Origin of the sequence: Agrobacterium sp. GD03872, from assembly GCF_029840625.1 — a bacterium.
Classification (GTDB): Bacteria; Pseudomonadota; Alphaproteobacteria; order Rhizobiales; family Rhizobiaceae; genus Agrobacterium; species Agrobacterium fabrum_A.
In genome coordinates this window covers 1-12,755 of the sequence record NZ_JAOCCY010000007.1, presented here as the reverse complement: position 1 = coordinate 12,755, position 12,755 = coordinate 1, and the positions used below count along the sequence as shown (strand labels likewise).

General features: G+C 60.4%; 11 protein-coding genes. 7 read left to right on the top strand and 4 right to left on the bottom strand.

Features of this window, described 5'->3' with window-relative positions:
• Window positions 1-52: 52 nt before the first annotated feature.
• From N5D22_RS16810 to N5D22_RS16800, 3 genes are all read left to right on the top strand, one after another.
• Window positions 53-1,450 (top strand): amidase, encoded by a 1,398-nt coding sequence (locus N5D22_RS16810; protein WP_279656985.1) that lies wholly within the window; start codon window positions 53-55, stop codon window positions 1,448-1,450.
• A 96-nt stretch (window positions 1,451-1,546) separates the two neighbouring features.
• Window positions 1,547-2,113 (top strand): DJ-1/PfpI family protein, encoded by a 567-nt coding sequence (locus N5D22_RS16805; protein ID WP_279656984.1) that lies wholly within the window; start codon window positions 1,547-1,549, stop codon window positions 2,111-2,113.
• Window positions 2,114-2,183: 70 nt separating this feature from the next.
• Window positions 2,184-2,534, top strand: coding sequence for a ribbon-helix-helix domain-containing protein (locus N5D22_RS16800; protein ID WP_080853594.1), 351 nt, complete (start codon window positions 2,184-2,186; stop codon window positions 2,532-2,534).
• 151 nt (window positions 2,535-2,685) lie between these two features.
• Here the strand turns inward: N5D22_RS16800 and N5D22_RS16795 are convergent, their stop codons facing one another.
• From N5D22_RS16795 to N5D22_RS16785, 3 genes are all read right to left on the bottom strand, one after another.
• On the bottom strand, window positions 2,686-3,606 hold the full coding sequence (locus N5D22_RS16795; RefSeq protein ID WP_225338314.1) for an ABC transporter permease: 921 nt from the start codon (window positions 3,604-3,606) through the stop codon (window positions 2,686-2,688).
• The gene (locus tag N5D22_RS16790) at window positions 3,599-4,609 is read right to left on the bottom strand and encodes an ABC transporter permease (RefSeq protein WP_279656983.1); all 1,011 of its coding nucleotides are present in this window, start codon (window positions 4,607-4,609) and stop codon (window positions 3,599-3,601) included. The genes N5D22_RS16795 and N5D22_RS16790 overlap by 8 nt, the downstream gene beginning before the upstream one ends.
• A gap of 143 nt (window positions 4,610-4,752) precedes the next feature.
• Entirely contained in the window at window positions 4,753-6,462 is a 1,710-nt protein-coding gene (locus tag N5D22_RS16785) for a peptide ABC transporter substrate-binding protein (protein WP_279656982.1), read from the bottom strand.
• Between the two features lie 304 nt (window positions 6,463-6,766).
• Between N5D22_RS16785 and N5D22_RS16780 the strand changes: the two genes are divergently transcribed.
• The 4 genes from N5D22_RS16780 (at window position 6,767) to N5D22_RS16765 (ending at window position 12,547) form a co-directional block, all read left to right on the top strand.
• Window positions 6,767-7,930: a M20 family metallopeptidase gene (locus N5D22_RS16780; RefSeq protein WP_279656981.1), complete on the top strand. Its 1,164-nt coding sequence runs from the start codon at window positions 6,767-6,769 to the stop codon at window positions 7,928-7,930.
• A gap of 48 nt (window positions 7,931-7,978) precedes the next feature.
• On the top strand, window positions 7,979-9,829 hold the full coding sequence (locus tag N5D22_RS16775) for an ABC transporter ATP-binding protein (RefSeq protein WP_279656980.1): 1,851 nt from the start codon (window positions 7,979-7,981) through the stop codon (window positions 9,827-9,829).
• Between the two features lie 306 nt (window positions 9,830-10,135).
• Window positions 10,136-11,089, top strand: coding sequence for a sugar-binding transcriptional regulator (locus N5D22_RS16770; RefSeq protein ID WP_279656979.1), 954 nt, complete (start codon window positions 10,136-10,138; stop codon window positions 11,087-11,089).
• A gap of 144 nt (window positions 11,090-11,233) precedes the next feature.
• Complete coding sequence (locus tag N5D22_RS16765) at window positions 11,234-12,547, top strand: sugar ABC transporter substrate-binding protein (RefSeq protein ID WP_279656978.1); 1,314 nt, start codon at window positions 11,234-11,236, stop codon at window positions 12,545-12,547.
• On the opposite strand, the gene N5D22_RS16760 is transcribed toward N5D22_RS16765, so the two are convergent.
• Window positions 12,540-12,755: hypothetical protein (locus tag N5D22_RS16760; RefSeq protein ID WP_279656977.1), on the bottom strand; the 216-nt coding region annotated here is incomplete at its 5' end. The two genes, N5D22_RS16765 and N5D22_RS16760, sit on opposite strands and share 8 nt — an antisense overlap.

Here is a 12,755-nt window from a genome sequence, read left to right as displayed (position 1 = left end):
CGCTCAAAAAAGCTGTCGCCCCTATTTCCTGTTTTTCTGACGAGACGATGCCATGACCGATCTCATAGACCTCAACACGCTCGAAATCCTGGCGCTTTACCGGGATAAGAGGCTTTCGCCATCGGAATATTGGCAGGCGGTGGAGGCGCGTATCGAGGCTTTCGAACCGGTGGTGAACGCGCTTTACGCCTATGATCCGGAAGATGCACGCAGGCAGGCGCTGGCCTCGACGGAGCGTTGGCAAAAGGGCGAAACGCTCGGGGCTCTCGATGGAATTCCGGTCTCGCTGAAGGAATTGATCGCCACGAAAGGCCATCCTGTGCCGCTTGGCACGAGGGCGGTCGAACTGGTGCCCGCGGTTGAGGACGCGCCGGTGGCCGCCCGCTGCCGCGAGGATGGCGCGATTATTTACGCCAAGACGACCTGCCCGGATTACGGCATGCTTTCCTCCGGCCTTTCCAGTTTCCACAAGCTCAGCCGCAATCCGTGGGACCCCACCCAGAACCCCGGCGGCTCCAGCGCCGGCGCGGCCGCAGCCGGGGCTGCGGGTTACGGCACGCTGCATATCGGCACGGATATTGGTGGCTCGGTGCGGCTGCCGGCGGGGTGGACCGGCCTGTTCGGCTTCAAGCCGAGCCAGGGCCGCATCCCGGTCGATCCCTATTATACCGGCCGCTGCGCCGGGCCGATGACCCGCACTGTTGTTGATACCGCCTATGCCATGGCGACGCTTTCGCGGCCCGACTGGCGTGACGGCACATCGCTCCCGCCCAACGATATCAACTGGATGGACCTCGATATTAATGTGAAGGGCCTGAAAATCGGCCTGATGCTGGATGCCGGCTGCGGCCTGCCGCTGGACGAAGAGGTGCGGGACGCCGTGCTTTCCGCCGCGACACTGTTCGAGGCGGCCGGCGCCATCGTCATCCCGGTCGAGCCGGTGCTGACGCGGGAAATGCTTGATGGGCTGGACGATTTCTGGCGGGCGAAGTTCTGGGGCGACATGGTGGCGCTGAGCGCGGACCGTCGCGCCGCGATTCTTCCCTATATTCATGAATGGGCGCAGAAGGGGTCGGATATTTCCGGCGCCCGCGCCGTTTTCGGTTTCAACCAGACCATGGAAATGCGTAAGGCTTGCGGGCGGTTGATGCAGTCCGTTGATGTTGTGATTTCGCCGGTCAATCCCATCGTATCCTATCCGGCCGACTGGGCCTCGCCCACCAACGATCCCGAGCGGCCTTTCGAACATGTCGCCTTCACCGTGCCGTGGAACATGTCGGAACAGCCCGCATCCTCGATCAATTGCGGCTTTTCGAAATCCGGAATGCCCATCGGGTTGCAGATCGTCGGTCCGCGCTACGAGGATTTGTTCGTGCTTAAACTCTCAAAAGCCTTTGAGGCTTGGGGCGGGGGTGTGCGGCGCTGGCCGGAGCCGCCGCAGGCCCGCTGATCCACCTTTATCGGCCATGTAGTATTGCCATAATACCCGCATCTGCGCCCGGACTGTTAGGTTGCCCAAAGGCATTCGAAAACGGGAGGAGCAGACATGCCGAAGAAGATTTTGATGATCGCCGGCGATTTCGCCGAGGATTATGAGACCATGGTGCCGTTCCAGACTCTGCTTGCGGTCGGCCACACGGTGCATGCCGTCTGCCCCGGCAAGAAGGCGGGCCAGACCATTGCCACGGCCATCCATGATTTCGAGGGCGACCAGACCTATTCGGAAAAACGCGGCCATAATTTTGCGCTCAACGCCACCTTCGCCGATATCAAGGTTGCGGATTACGATGCGCTGGTCATTCCCGGCGGCCGCGCGCCGGAATATCTGCGGCTCAATGCGGATGTACTTGCGGCGGTGAAACATTTCTTCGAGGCCGATAAGCCCGTGGCGGCCGTCTGCCACGGCGCGCAACTGCTTGCGGCTGCGGGCGTCCTGAAGGGCCGCACCTGCTCGGCCTATCCCGCCTGCCGCCCCGAAGTGGAACTGGCGGGCGGCACCTATGCCGATATCGCCATCGATGCGGCCGTTACCGACGGCAAGCTGGTGACGGCGCCCGCATGGCCGGCGCATCCGGCCTGGCTTTCGCAATTCATGGGCGTGCTCGGCAAATAAGACTAGCGAAACGGGGCTTTTTCCGGCCCCGTTTTCAGCCTATCTTTCAGGCGTGGTGAGGGAGGAAACCATGTGCAAGCTTTTCATCAAGGCAGACCCGACGCTTTGGGAGAGCCATACGCGGTCGCTCAGGATCGATGGCATGGTCACCAGTGTCAGGCTTGAAAACTTCTTCTGGTCGACACTGGACGAGATCGCGCGCCGCGACGGCATGAACAGCGTGCAGCTGATCGCCAAGCTCTATAATGAATCGATCGACGCCGGGCACGATCTTGGCAATTTCACCTCGTTCCTGCGGGTCTGCTGCGGGCGTTATCTGGCGCTTCAGCTTTCCGGCGATATTCCGGCGCGCAGCGATATTCCGATTGCGGCGCTGGATGCGGACAGCATTCTCGATGCGGAAAAGGTGAATTATCACTAATTTGGAGCCTCACACTCGACGTCATCCTCGGGCTTGACCCGAGGATCCACAATCACGCACGGCAATGGATCCTCGGGTCAAGCCCGAGGATGACGCGGAGAGGTTTTTCGTCTTCATCCTCTGCGGCCAACGCTTGCGCCGCACCGTCTCCTCAACTCTTCAGCGCCCTTGGATCAAGCGCATCGCGCACCGCATCACCGATATAGTTGACGCTCAGAACCGTCAGCGAAATCGCCAGCCCCGGCCACAAAACGCGCGAGGGCGTCAGTTGCAGGAAGTTCGCGCCATCGAACAGCAGCCGTCCCCAGGTCGGGAAATCGGAGGGGAAGCCGAGGCCGAGGAAGGACAGCGCGGATTCCGTGATGATGGCGGCGGCAATGCCGAGCGTGGCCGAGACCATGATCGAGCTCAGCACATTCGGCAATATATGCCTGAGGATGATACGGTATTCGCGCATGCCGCTCGATTTCGCCGCCATGATGAATTCCTGGCTTTTGATCGTCAGCACATCGCCGCGCACGATACGGGCCGTATGCATCCAGCTGGTTATCCCGATCACGAAGACGATCAGGATGAAGATGCCGGTTTCCGGCCCGAAGGCCGCGCGCAGCGTATCGCGGAACAGCATCAGGATGACAAGCAGCAGCGGCAAAAGCGGCAGGGCCAGAAAGAGGTCGGTAAGCCGCATCAGCGGCCCATCCAGATTCCGGAAATAACCTGAAAGCACCCCCACCAGCGTGCCGAGAAACAGCGCCAGCAGCATGGCGGTGATGCCGACGGCAAGCGAGATGCGGCCGCCGGCCAGCACCTGCGCCAGCATGTCCTTGCCGAGATTATCGGTGCCGAAGGGATGCGCCCATGACGGCCACTGGTTGCGTTCCCTCACATTGATGGCGTTGGGCGCGACGGTGTGGATATAGGGGCCGACATAGACCGCAAGCAGAATGAAGATGAAGACGAAGAGCCCCGCCACGCCGCCCTTGTGAACGCGGAACTGTTTCCAGATATCGGCAAGGGCGGATTGTGTGGGGGTGGCCGCAACCGTCGGCGCTGCGATGGTGGCGTCAGTCATAGCGGATCCTCGGGTCGAGAATGCCGTACAAAACGTCGGCAATCAGGTTGAAGAGCACGATAAGCACCGCGAAAATGAAGGTCAGCGTCTGCACCAGCGGAATATCCGCGCCCTGAACGGCGGTAATCAGCAATTGGCCAAGCCCGTTCACGCGGAATATCTGCTCGGTGATGATGGCGCCGGAAAAGATGGTCGGCACGCCGAGCGCAATCACGGTCACCACCGGGATCAGGCTGTTGCGCAGTACGTGGACGAGCAGGACGGATTTTTCCTTCACGCCCTTGGCGCGCGCGGTGCGCACATAATCCTGGTGCAGATTGTCGAGCATGGAGGCGCGCACGAAGCGGCTGATCTGCGAGACATTGTAGAGCGTCAGCACCAGCACGGGCAGGAACATCTGCTTCACCTGCGCCACGAAACTTCCCCAGTCGGTCACCTGAAGGTTGGTGTCGTAAACGGAAGGGAACCATTGCAGGTAAGAGCTGAAGATGACCACCAGCAGCACGCCGGTGAAGAAAGTCGGCACCGAATAACCCACCATCGAGACGAAGGTGCCGATCTGGTCGAAGATCGAATATTGCTTGTAGGCGGAAATCACGCCGATCGGGATGGCCAGAAGCGCACCGAAGAGATAGGCGAGGCCTACCACCCACAGCGTCTGCGGCATGCGCTGAATGACGAGATCGACCACCGGGCTGCGTGTCGCCCAGGAGAGCACCCGCATGCGGCTGCCATCGCCGATCTGCCAGCCGGTCAGCCTTTCAATGAGGTTCAGCGGCTCGTTGATGAAGAATTGCTGCAGCCACATCAGGTAGCGGATGAAGAAGGGCTGATCGAGGCCAAGCGAGGCGCGGATTTGCTCGCGCACTTCAGGCGGGATGGTGAGCGGCAGGTCGCCGGTCGGGTCGTTCGGCGCAAGATCGAGCAGCGCGAAGATGACGAAGCTGATGACAAGCAGCGTCGGTACGGCAAAGGCAAGCCGCCGGAGCGTAAAGGTAAACATCTGAAACTCTCCAGACCCAGAGCGCGGCAGGACGAAAATTGGGAGCGTTTTCGCCTTTATGCGGCAAATGTGTCTTCAGATCATGGTCCAGGGGCATGCAGAGGGCCGGCCTCTCCGGGTGGAGAAGCCGGCGCATCTGCGTGTTACTTCTTGCGGGACCAGTCCGCGACGTTCCAGAGTTCCGAGTCCCAGGCATTCATGCGAACGCCTTCCAGCGTCAGCGAATGCGAGGAAACGCTGCCGCGGTGGATGAGCGGAATATGCGCGCCTTCCTCCGTCAGCATGTCGTTGAGCTGTTTGGAAATCTCACCGCGCTTGGCGATGTCGGCGGTCTTGGAGAGTTCGCCCACCAGCTTGTCGAATCCCGGGTTGCAGTAACGCGGAATATTCTGACCCTGCCAGCCGTTTGCCGGGGCCGGGATCTTGTCGCACAGCCATTCCGCCAGATATTTTTCCGGGTCGGTGCCGTCGAAATTATTGGTGTACATTTCGACGTCGGCAAAGAATTTCTGGAAGGTATCCGGGCTTGCCGGGTCGCCGCCGAAGAAGACCGAGGCGCTGACATTGCGTAGTTCGGAAGCGACGCCGATCTGCGACCACATGTCCTTCACCAGTTCCTGCGTGGCCTGGCGAACGGAATTGGTGGATGTCTGGTAGAGGAAGGAGAGCTTCACGCCATCCTTGGCGCGGATGCCATCGGCGCCCTTCACCCAGCCGGCATCGTCCAGCAGCTTGTTTGCGCCTTCCACATCCTGCTTCAGGCACCAGCTGTCATTCTTGGTCGAAGCGACGGCTTCCGGTGCCGGCACGATATTGCAGGTCGGCTTGCCCGCCTCGCCATAACCGGCTTCGTCGATGATATCGCGGTCGATTGCGAGCGACAATGCACGGCGCACGGCCGGGTCTGATATGGCCGGGTGCGGGCCGCCTTCCTTGGTGGAGCGCTTGTCGCCCAGTGAAGGATCGGCATTGTACCAGTTGAGATTGATGCGCTCGACCTGGGTGCCGAAGGCGGTTTCCAGCTTGCCCTTGCCGGCGGCCACCATGGTCGCGAGGATTTCCGGCTCCACCTGCATGTTCCAGGCATAATCGAATTCGCCGGTTTCCAGCACGGCGCGCGCGGCAGAAGCGGCGTCACCGCCGCCCTTCAGGGTCGCCGTGGCGAAGGCGGGCTTGGCGGGGTCGCGATAATTGGTGTTGGCGACGAAGCTGATCACGTCATTCGGCTTGAAATCCTTGACCACGAAGGGGCCGGTGCCGATGGGACCGAAATTGGCGGAGGTGCAGCCGGGGGCTGCGGCGCCGACGCAGTTTTCGAACTGCTTCTTCTGGATGACCGGCGATTGCGCGCCGACGAATGCGGAATAGGGGTAAGGTTTCGGTTCGGTGAAGCTGACCTTGACGGTATGGGCGTCGACGGCCTCGACATTCTTCACGCCTTCATATTGCGCCGCCTGCGCGCAGCCGCCATCCGGCGCGGTGCAATATTTCCAGGTGAAGATCACATCCTCGGCGGTGAAAGGCGTACCATCGGACCATTTGACATCGCTTTTCAGCTTCCAGGTCATGCTGAGCAGATCCTTCGCGACGCTGCCATTGTCGATCGTTGGAATTTCGGTGACCAGCATCGGCACCAGCTCGCCCTTTTCATCGTAACGCGCCAGCGGCTCGATCACCATGGAAGAGCTGTAGATTTCCTTCGTGCCCCCTGAAAGATAGGGATTAAGCGTCGATACGGCCTGCCAGAACAGGATTTTCAGTTCGCCGTCGCTGCCGCGCTCGGCATGGGCGGCGGAGCCTGCGAGAGCCATCGCCGCCACCGTGCTGGCAAAGAGAACGTTGCGTTTCTTCATGTGGTTTTCCCCTTTTTAGATTTTATCTATTTGAATGTTTGACGCTTTTCCCGTCGTCATGTGCAAGGTCTTTTATTGTAAGTATTTGACTTTGCTAAGGAATACTCCTCCATTCCCGATGATGCTATTGTCAGTTTTTTTGAAAAGCAAGTCCCCATGTCTCTTTAGTGAACAAAATTTGAGCCATTTAGTTTTGGGCCTATTTTTCACCCATGCAGCAAATTTCATGCTTGCAAAAGAAGAAATTCCAAACGCAATATGTCGTCCGACAACCCGGCGGGGAACAAAAAAAGGGAAAAAGAGAATGCCGATATTGAACCGTGTGGCTGAAATGCAGGAAGACGTTGCCGGCTGGAGGCGCCATCTGCATGAACACCCGGAGCTGCTTTACGATGTCTACGAAACATCGAAATTCGTGGCCGAAAAGTTGAAATCCTTCGGCTGCGATGTGGTCGAGACCGGCATCGGCAAGACCGGCGTGGTCGGCATCATCAAGGGCCGGCACGGGGACGGCCCGACCATCGGTTTCCGCTCCGACATGGACGCGCTGCCGATCCTTGAGACGAGCGGCAAGCCCTGGGCTTCGAAGACGCCGGGCAAGGCGCATTCCTGCGGCCATGACGGGCACACGGCGATGCTTCTGGGGGCGGCGCAATATCTGGCCGAGACACGCAATTTCAAGGGCTCCGTGGCGGTGATCTTCCAGCCGGCCGAAGAGGGCGGGGCGGGTGCGCTCGCCATGCTGAATGACGGCATGATGGAGAAATTCGGCATTTCGCAGGTCTATGGCATGCATAACGAGCCGGGCATTCCGGTCGGGCAATTCGCCATCCGCAAGGGTTCCACCATGGCGGCGGCAGACGCCTTCGAGATCACCATTACCGGCAAGGGCAGCCATGCGGCAGCACCGCATCTTTCGGTCGATCCGGTTCTGACCTCGGCCTATATCATCATCGCGCTGCAATCCATCGTCTCACGCGAGACGGACCCGTTGAAATCGCTGGTCGTCACCGTCGCCACCACCCATGGCGGCACGGCCTCAAACGTCATTCCCGGTTCGGTAACGTTGACGGGAACGGTGCGCACGCTTCTGCCGGAAACCCGCGATTTCGCCGAAAAGCGTCTGAAGGAAGTGGCGACCGCCACCGCCATGGCGCATAGTGCGACGGCCGAGGTGAAATATGACCGCGGTTATCCCGTCACCTTCAACCACAATGACGAGACCGAATTTGCGACCGGTGTTGCGATGGGCGTCGCCGGCGCAAACGCCGTCAACACCAATCCCAACCCGCATATGGGTGCGGAAGATTTCTCCTATATGCTGGAAGCGCGTCCCGGCGCCTTCATCTTCATCGGCAACGGCGATACCGCCGGACTGCACAACGCCGCCTATGATTTCAACGACGATGCGCTGCCTTACGGCATCAGCTACTGGGTTTCGATGGCCGAAGCCGCACTTGCTGCGTAAGACAACCGGCGGCCCTCGTGGCCGCCTTCTGCTTTTCAGGAGATAGGCATGCTTTTGGCGGCGACATCAATGGAACAGACCGGCGGTTCGGCAAGCCCGGTTTTATCGGTTCAGAATCTCACCACATCCTTCCGCGTCGATGGCGGCTGGAAATCCGTGGTCCGCAACATGAGTTTCGAGATCGCGCCGCGCGAAACGGTGGCGATCGTCGGCGAAAGCGGCTCGGGCAAAAGCGTCACCTCGCTCTCCATCATGCGCCTCCTCGATAAAAAGACGAGCCGCATCGAAGGCAGGGGCATGCTCGGCGGGCGCGATCTGCTGGCGCTGCCGGAAGAGGAGATGCGCAAGGTTCGCGGAAAAGACATTTCGATGATCTTCCAGGAGCCGATGACCAGCCTCAACCCGATCTTCCCGATCGGCAAGCAGATCGCCGAGGCGCTGACCGTGCATCAGGATATTTCCTCTTCCGCCGCGCGCGCCGAGGTCATCCGTCTGCTTGAGAAAGTCCGTATTCCCAATGCGAAGAACCGTTTCGACGATTATCCGCACCAGTTTTCCGGCGGCATGCGCCAGCGCGTGATGATCGCCATGGCGCTCGCCTCCAAACCGAAGCTGCTGATCGCCGACGAGCCGACGACGGCGCTCGACGTCACCATTCAGGGCCAGATTCTCGACCTTATCAAGACGTTGCAGGAAGAGGAGGGCATGTCGGTCCTGTTCATCACCCATGATATGGGCGTGGTGGCGGAAGTCTCGGACCGCACCATCGTCATGTTCCGCGGCGATGTGGTGGAAACCGGCACCACCGACGACATCTTCCATCGCGGCCAGCATCCCTATACGCGCGCCTTGCTTTCGGCGGTGCCGAAGCTCGGTTCGATGAAGGAAAGGGTGCTGCCGGCGCGTTTCCCGATCATCGATATCAAGACTGGCGAGAGCCAGCCCGTGGTGGAGGTGAAGGACACTGTCTCCGGCTCGCGCACGCCCATTCTCTCGGTCAAGGACCTGACCACACGTTTCGATATCCGTTCCGGCCTTTTCGGCCGCAAATCCGGCGCCGTGCATGCGGTGGAGAAAGTCTCCTTCGATCTTGCCGAAGGCGAGACCCTGTCGCTGGTGGGTGAATCGGGCTGCGGTAAATCCACCACGGGCCGCTCGATCACCCGGCTGATCGAGCCGACATCGGGCAATGTCACGCTTGACGGTTACGAGGTGCTGAAGCTCGACAAGACAACGCTGCGCACCATGCGCCGCAGCGTGCAGATGATCTTCCAGGACCCCTTCGCCTCGCTCGATCCGCGCATGAGCATCGGCACGGCGATCATGGAGCCCTTTATCGAGCACCGGCTCGGCGCCAGGCAGCAGGCGCGTGAAAAGGCGGCGGATCTTCTGGAAAAAGTGGGCCTCAACCCGGATATGATGCGGCGTTTCCCGCATGAATTTTCCGGCGGTCAGCGCCAGCGCATCGCCATCGCCCGCTCGCTGATGCTCGACCCCAAGGTCATCGTCGCCGACGAGGCGGTGTCTGCGCTCGATGTGTCGATCAAGGCGCAGGTCTGCAACCTGTTGCTCGACCTGCAGCAGAGCCTCAATCTCGCCTTCCTGTTCATCTCGCATGATATGGCTGTCGTGGAACGGGTCAGCCATCGTGTGGCGGTGATGTATCTCGGTGAGATCGTCGAGATCGGCCCGCGTGCGGCGGTTTTCGACAATCCGCAGCATCCCTATACGAGGAAGCTCATGTCTGCCGTGCCGGTGCCGGATCCGGCGCGGCGGCAGATCCGGCGCAACATGGCGATCGACGAGATCAGAAGCCCGATCCGGCCGGTGGATTATGTGCCGCCACAGCGGCATTACCGCGAGGTTTCGGCGGGGCATCTGGTGCAGGAAGCGGCGTAACCGAGCGGTGCTGGCTTCGGGCTGAGCACCGGTAAGGGACCGGGCGATTACCGCTTGCTTCTTCTCCCCGTGGGGGGAGAAGGTCGCGGCAGCGGGATGAGGGGGCAAGCTCTCCGCATATCGCTGACGTCGCCCCCTCATCCGACCCTTCGGGCCACCTTCTCCCCGGCGGGGAGAAGAAACGCGCCGTACCGTCGTGCCAGTCATTTTCAGTTCACTGCACGTGCCCGTCCGCATCCCCCGTTTGACAGCCGACGCAAAAAAATGCCAGCAAATGCGCGAGCAGAATTCGAAAAGGGCAGCGGCATGGCCAGACGAAACGACGCACATGGACGGCTGGACGATGCGGCCCGCGCCGGCTGGCTTTATTATGTCGCCGGCCGCACGCAGGATGAGATCGCCGCCGCCATGGGCATTTCCCGGCAGTCGGCGCAGCGGCTGGTGTCGCTTGCCGTCGCCGAACGGTTGATCAAGGTTCGGCTGGATCACCCCATCGCCGCCTGTCTCGAAAGGGCCGAGCGTCTCAAGGAAAAATTCGCTCTCAAATATATCGAGGTGGTGCCGAGCGATCCGGCTGGAGTTTCCTCCACTGTGGGGATCGCCGAGGCCGGGGCGGCGGAAATCGAGCGCTGGCTGAAGAATGCCGATCCCATCGTGCTCGCCATCGGCACCGGCCGTACATTGAAGGCCGCTGTCGACCAGCTGCCGCCGATGGAATGCCCGCAGCACCGTATCGTGTCGCTGACGGGCAATATCGGGCCGGATGGCTCGGCCGCCTATTATAACGTCATCTTCAGCATGGCCGATGCCATCAAGGCGCGGCATTTTCCAATGCCGCTGCCGGTACTGTGCTCCTCTGCGGAAGAGCGCGAACTGCTGCATGACCAGTCCATGGTGCGCTCCACGCTGGCGCTGGGTTCCGCGGCCAATGTCACTTTCGTTGGCGTCGGCGAACTCGGCGAAAACGCGCCGCTCTGCGTTGACGGTTTTCTCGGCGTCGACGAGATGAAGGCGCTGATGGCGAGCGGGGCTGTCGGCGAGATCTGCGGCTGGATGTATGATGCCAATGGCCGCATTCTCGAGCACTCGGTCAACGAGCGTGTCGCCTCCGTGCCCATCCCCTCGCGAAACACCTGCACGGTCATCGGCATGGCGCAGGGGACGCGCAAGAACGCCTCGATTCTGGCGGCGCTGAGGGGCGGTCTGCTGAACGGCCTCATCACCGATGAAGTTACAAGCGAATATTTGCTCACTCACTGAGCAAAAATTAAATACATAAAATCAAAGGCTTGGTTTTTCCATGTGCGCCGCAGCACAGGATGTCGCTTGACTTTTTTACGCGTCAGGTGAGTAAATGCTCCAGAGCAAAGCGAATGCTCATCATTTTTCTTCTGGGAGGAAGATATGACATTGAAGACCATTTTGCTGGGCGCATGCTCGGCACTCGCCTTTTCGACCCTTGCTTCCGCCGAGACGCTGACGATTGCGACCGTGAACAACGGCGACATGATCCGCATGCAGGGTCTGACCTCGGACTTCACCGCCAAGAACCCCGACATCCAGGTGGAATGGGTGACGCTTGAAGAAAACGTCCTGCGTGAGCGCGTGACGACCGATATCGCCACCAATGGCGGTCAATATGACATCATGACCATCGGCAATTACGAAGTGCCGATCTGGGCCAAGCAGGGCTGGCTGCTGCCGCTCGAAAAGCTCGGCGACAAATATGACATCGACGATCTGCTGCCGGCCATCCGCGGCGGCCTTTCCATGGAAGGCAAGCTTTACGCCGCGCCCTTCTACGGCGAATCCGCCATGATCATGTATCGCAAGGACCTGTTTGAAAAAGCCGGCCTGAAGATGCCTGACAGCCCGACCTGGGAATTCATCGGCGATGCCGCCCGCAAGGTCACCGACCGCAAGGCCGACATCAACGGCATCTGCCTGCGCGGCAAGGCCGGCTGGGGCGAAAACATGGCCTTCATCAGCGCGCTCACCAACTCCTTCGGCGGCCGCTGGTTCGATGAAAACTGGAAACCGCAGTTCGATCAGCCGGAATGGAAGAGCTCGCTGCAGTTCTATGTCGATCTGATGAAGGATGCCGGCCCGTCGGGCGCTTCCTCCAACGGCTTCAACGAAAACCTGACGCTGTTCCAGCAGGGCAAATGCGGCATGTGGATCGACGCCACGGTGGCTGCTTCCTTCGTCTCCAACCCGAAGGATTCCACCGTTGCCGACAAGGTCGGTTACGCCATCTTCCCGACCCATGGTGAGCTGAAGAATCACGGCAACTGGCTGTGGTCGTGGAACCTCGCGATCCCGAAGAGCTCGCAGAAGTCGGAAGCGGCCGAGAAGTTCATCGCCTGGGCAACCAGCAAGGACTACACCGCGCTCGTCGCCTCCAAGGAAGGCTGGGCAAACGTGCCTCCGGGCACCCGCACCTCGCTTTACAAGAATGCCGACTATGAAAAGGCCGCCGCCTTCGCCAAGCCGACGCTTGCCGCGATGGACGCCGCCGATATCACCAAGCCGACCGTAAAGCCCGTGCCTTATACCGGCGGTCAGTTCGTGGCGATCCCTGAATTCCAGGCGCTCGGCACGACGGTCGGTCAGCTGTTCTCGGCGGTTGTTGCCGGTCAGTCCAGCGTTGACGATGCGCTTGCGGGCGCCCAGTCGACAGCAACGCGTGAAATGACCCGCGCCGGTTACATCAAGTAATCCTCCCGAAGATCGCTGTCCGGCGCCAATGCCGGGCAGCGAACTCTCCGGGCCGGAAGCCGCCGGTCTGTATGGCGGCGTTCAAGCCTTTCAAATCAGAACAAGAATGAGCCGGTTCTTCCGGATATGCCGGGCGCATGTCATGGCGCAGGCCCAAGGGGAGGTTAGTGTAATGGCAACCCGAAACACGAGCGGTCTTGCGCGGGTC

Bases quoted from the DNA above. Each gene is read 5' to 3' on its own strand.
- N5D22_RS16810 (WP_279656985.1), top strand. From the start codon at position 53: ATGACCGATCTCATAGACCTCAACACGCTCGAAATCCTGGCGCTTTAC.
- N5D22_RS16805 (WP_279656984.1), top strand. From the start codon at position 1,547: ATGCCGAAGAAGATTTTGATGATCGCCGGCGATTTCGCCGAGGATTAT.
- N5D22_RS16800 (WP_080853594.1), top strand. From the start codon at position 2,184: ATGTGCAAGCTTTTCATCAAGGCAGACCCGACGCTTTGGGAGAGCCAT.
- N5D22_RS16795 (WP_225338314.1), bottom strand. From the start codon at position 3,606: ATGACTGACGCCACCATCGCAGCGCCGACGGTTGCGGCCACCCCCACA.
- N5D22_RS16790 (WP_279656983.1), bottom strand. From the start codon at position 4,609: ATGTTTACCTTTACGCTCCGGCGGCTTGCCTTTGCCGTACCGACGCTG.
- N5D22_RS16785 (WP_279656982.1), bottom strand. From the start codon at position 6,462: ATGAAGAAACGCAACGTTCTCTTTGCCAGCACGGTGGCGGCGATGGCT.
- N5D22_RS16780 (WP_279656981.1), top strand. From the start codon at position 6,767: ATGCCGATATTGAACCGTGTGGCTGAAATGCAGGAAGACGTTGCCGGC.
- N5D22_RS16775 (WP_279656980.1), top strand. From the start codon at position 7,979: ATGCTTTTGGCGGCGACATCAATGGAACAGACCGGCGGTTCGGCAAGC.
- N5D22_RS16770 (WP_279656979.1), top strand. From the start codon at position 10,136: ATGGCCAGACGAAACGACGCACATGGACGGCTGGACGATGCGGCCCGC.
- N5D22_RS16765 (WP_279656978.1), top strand. From the start codon at position 11,234: ATGACATTGAAGACCATTTTGCTGGGCGCATGCTCGGCACTCGCCTTT.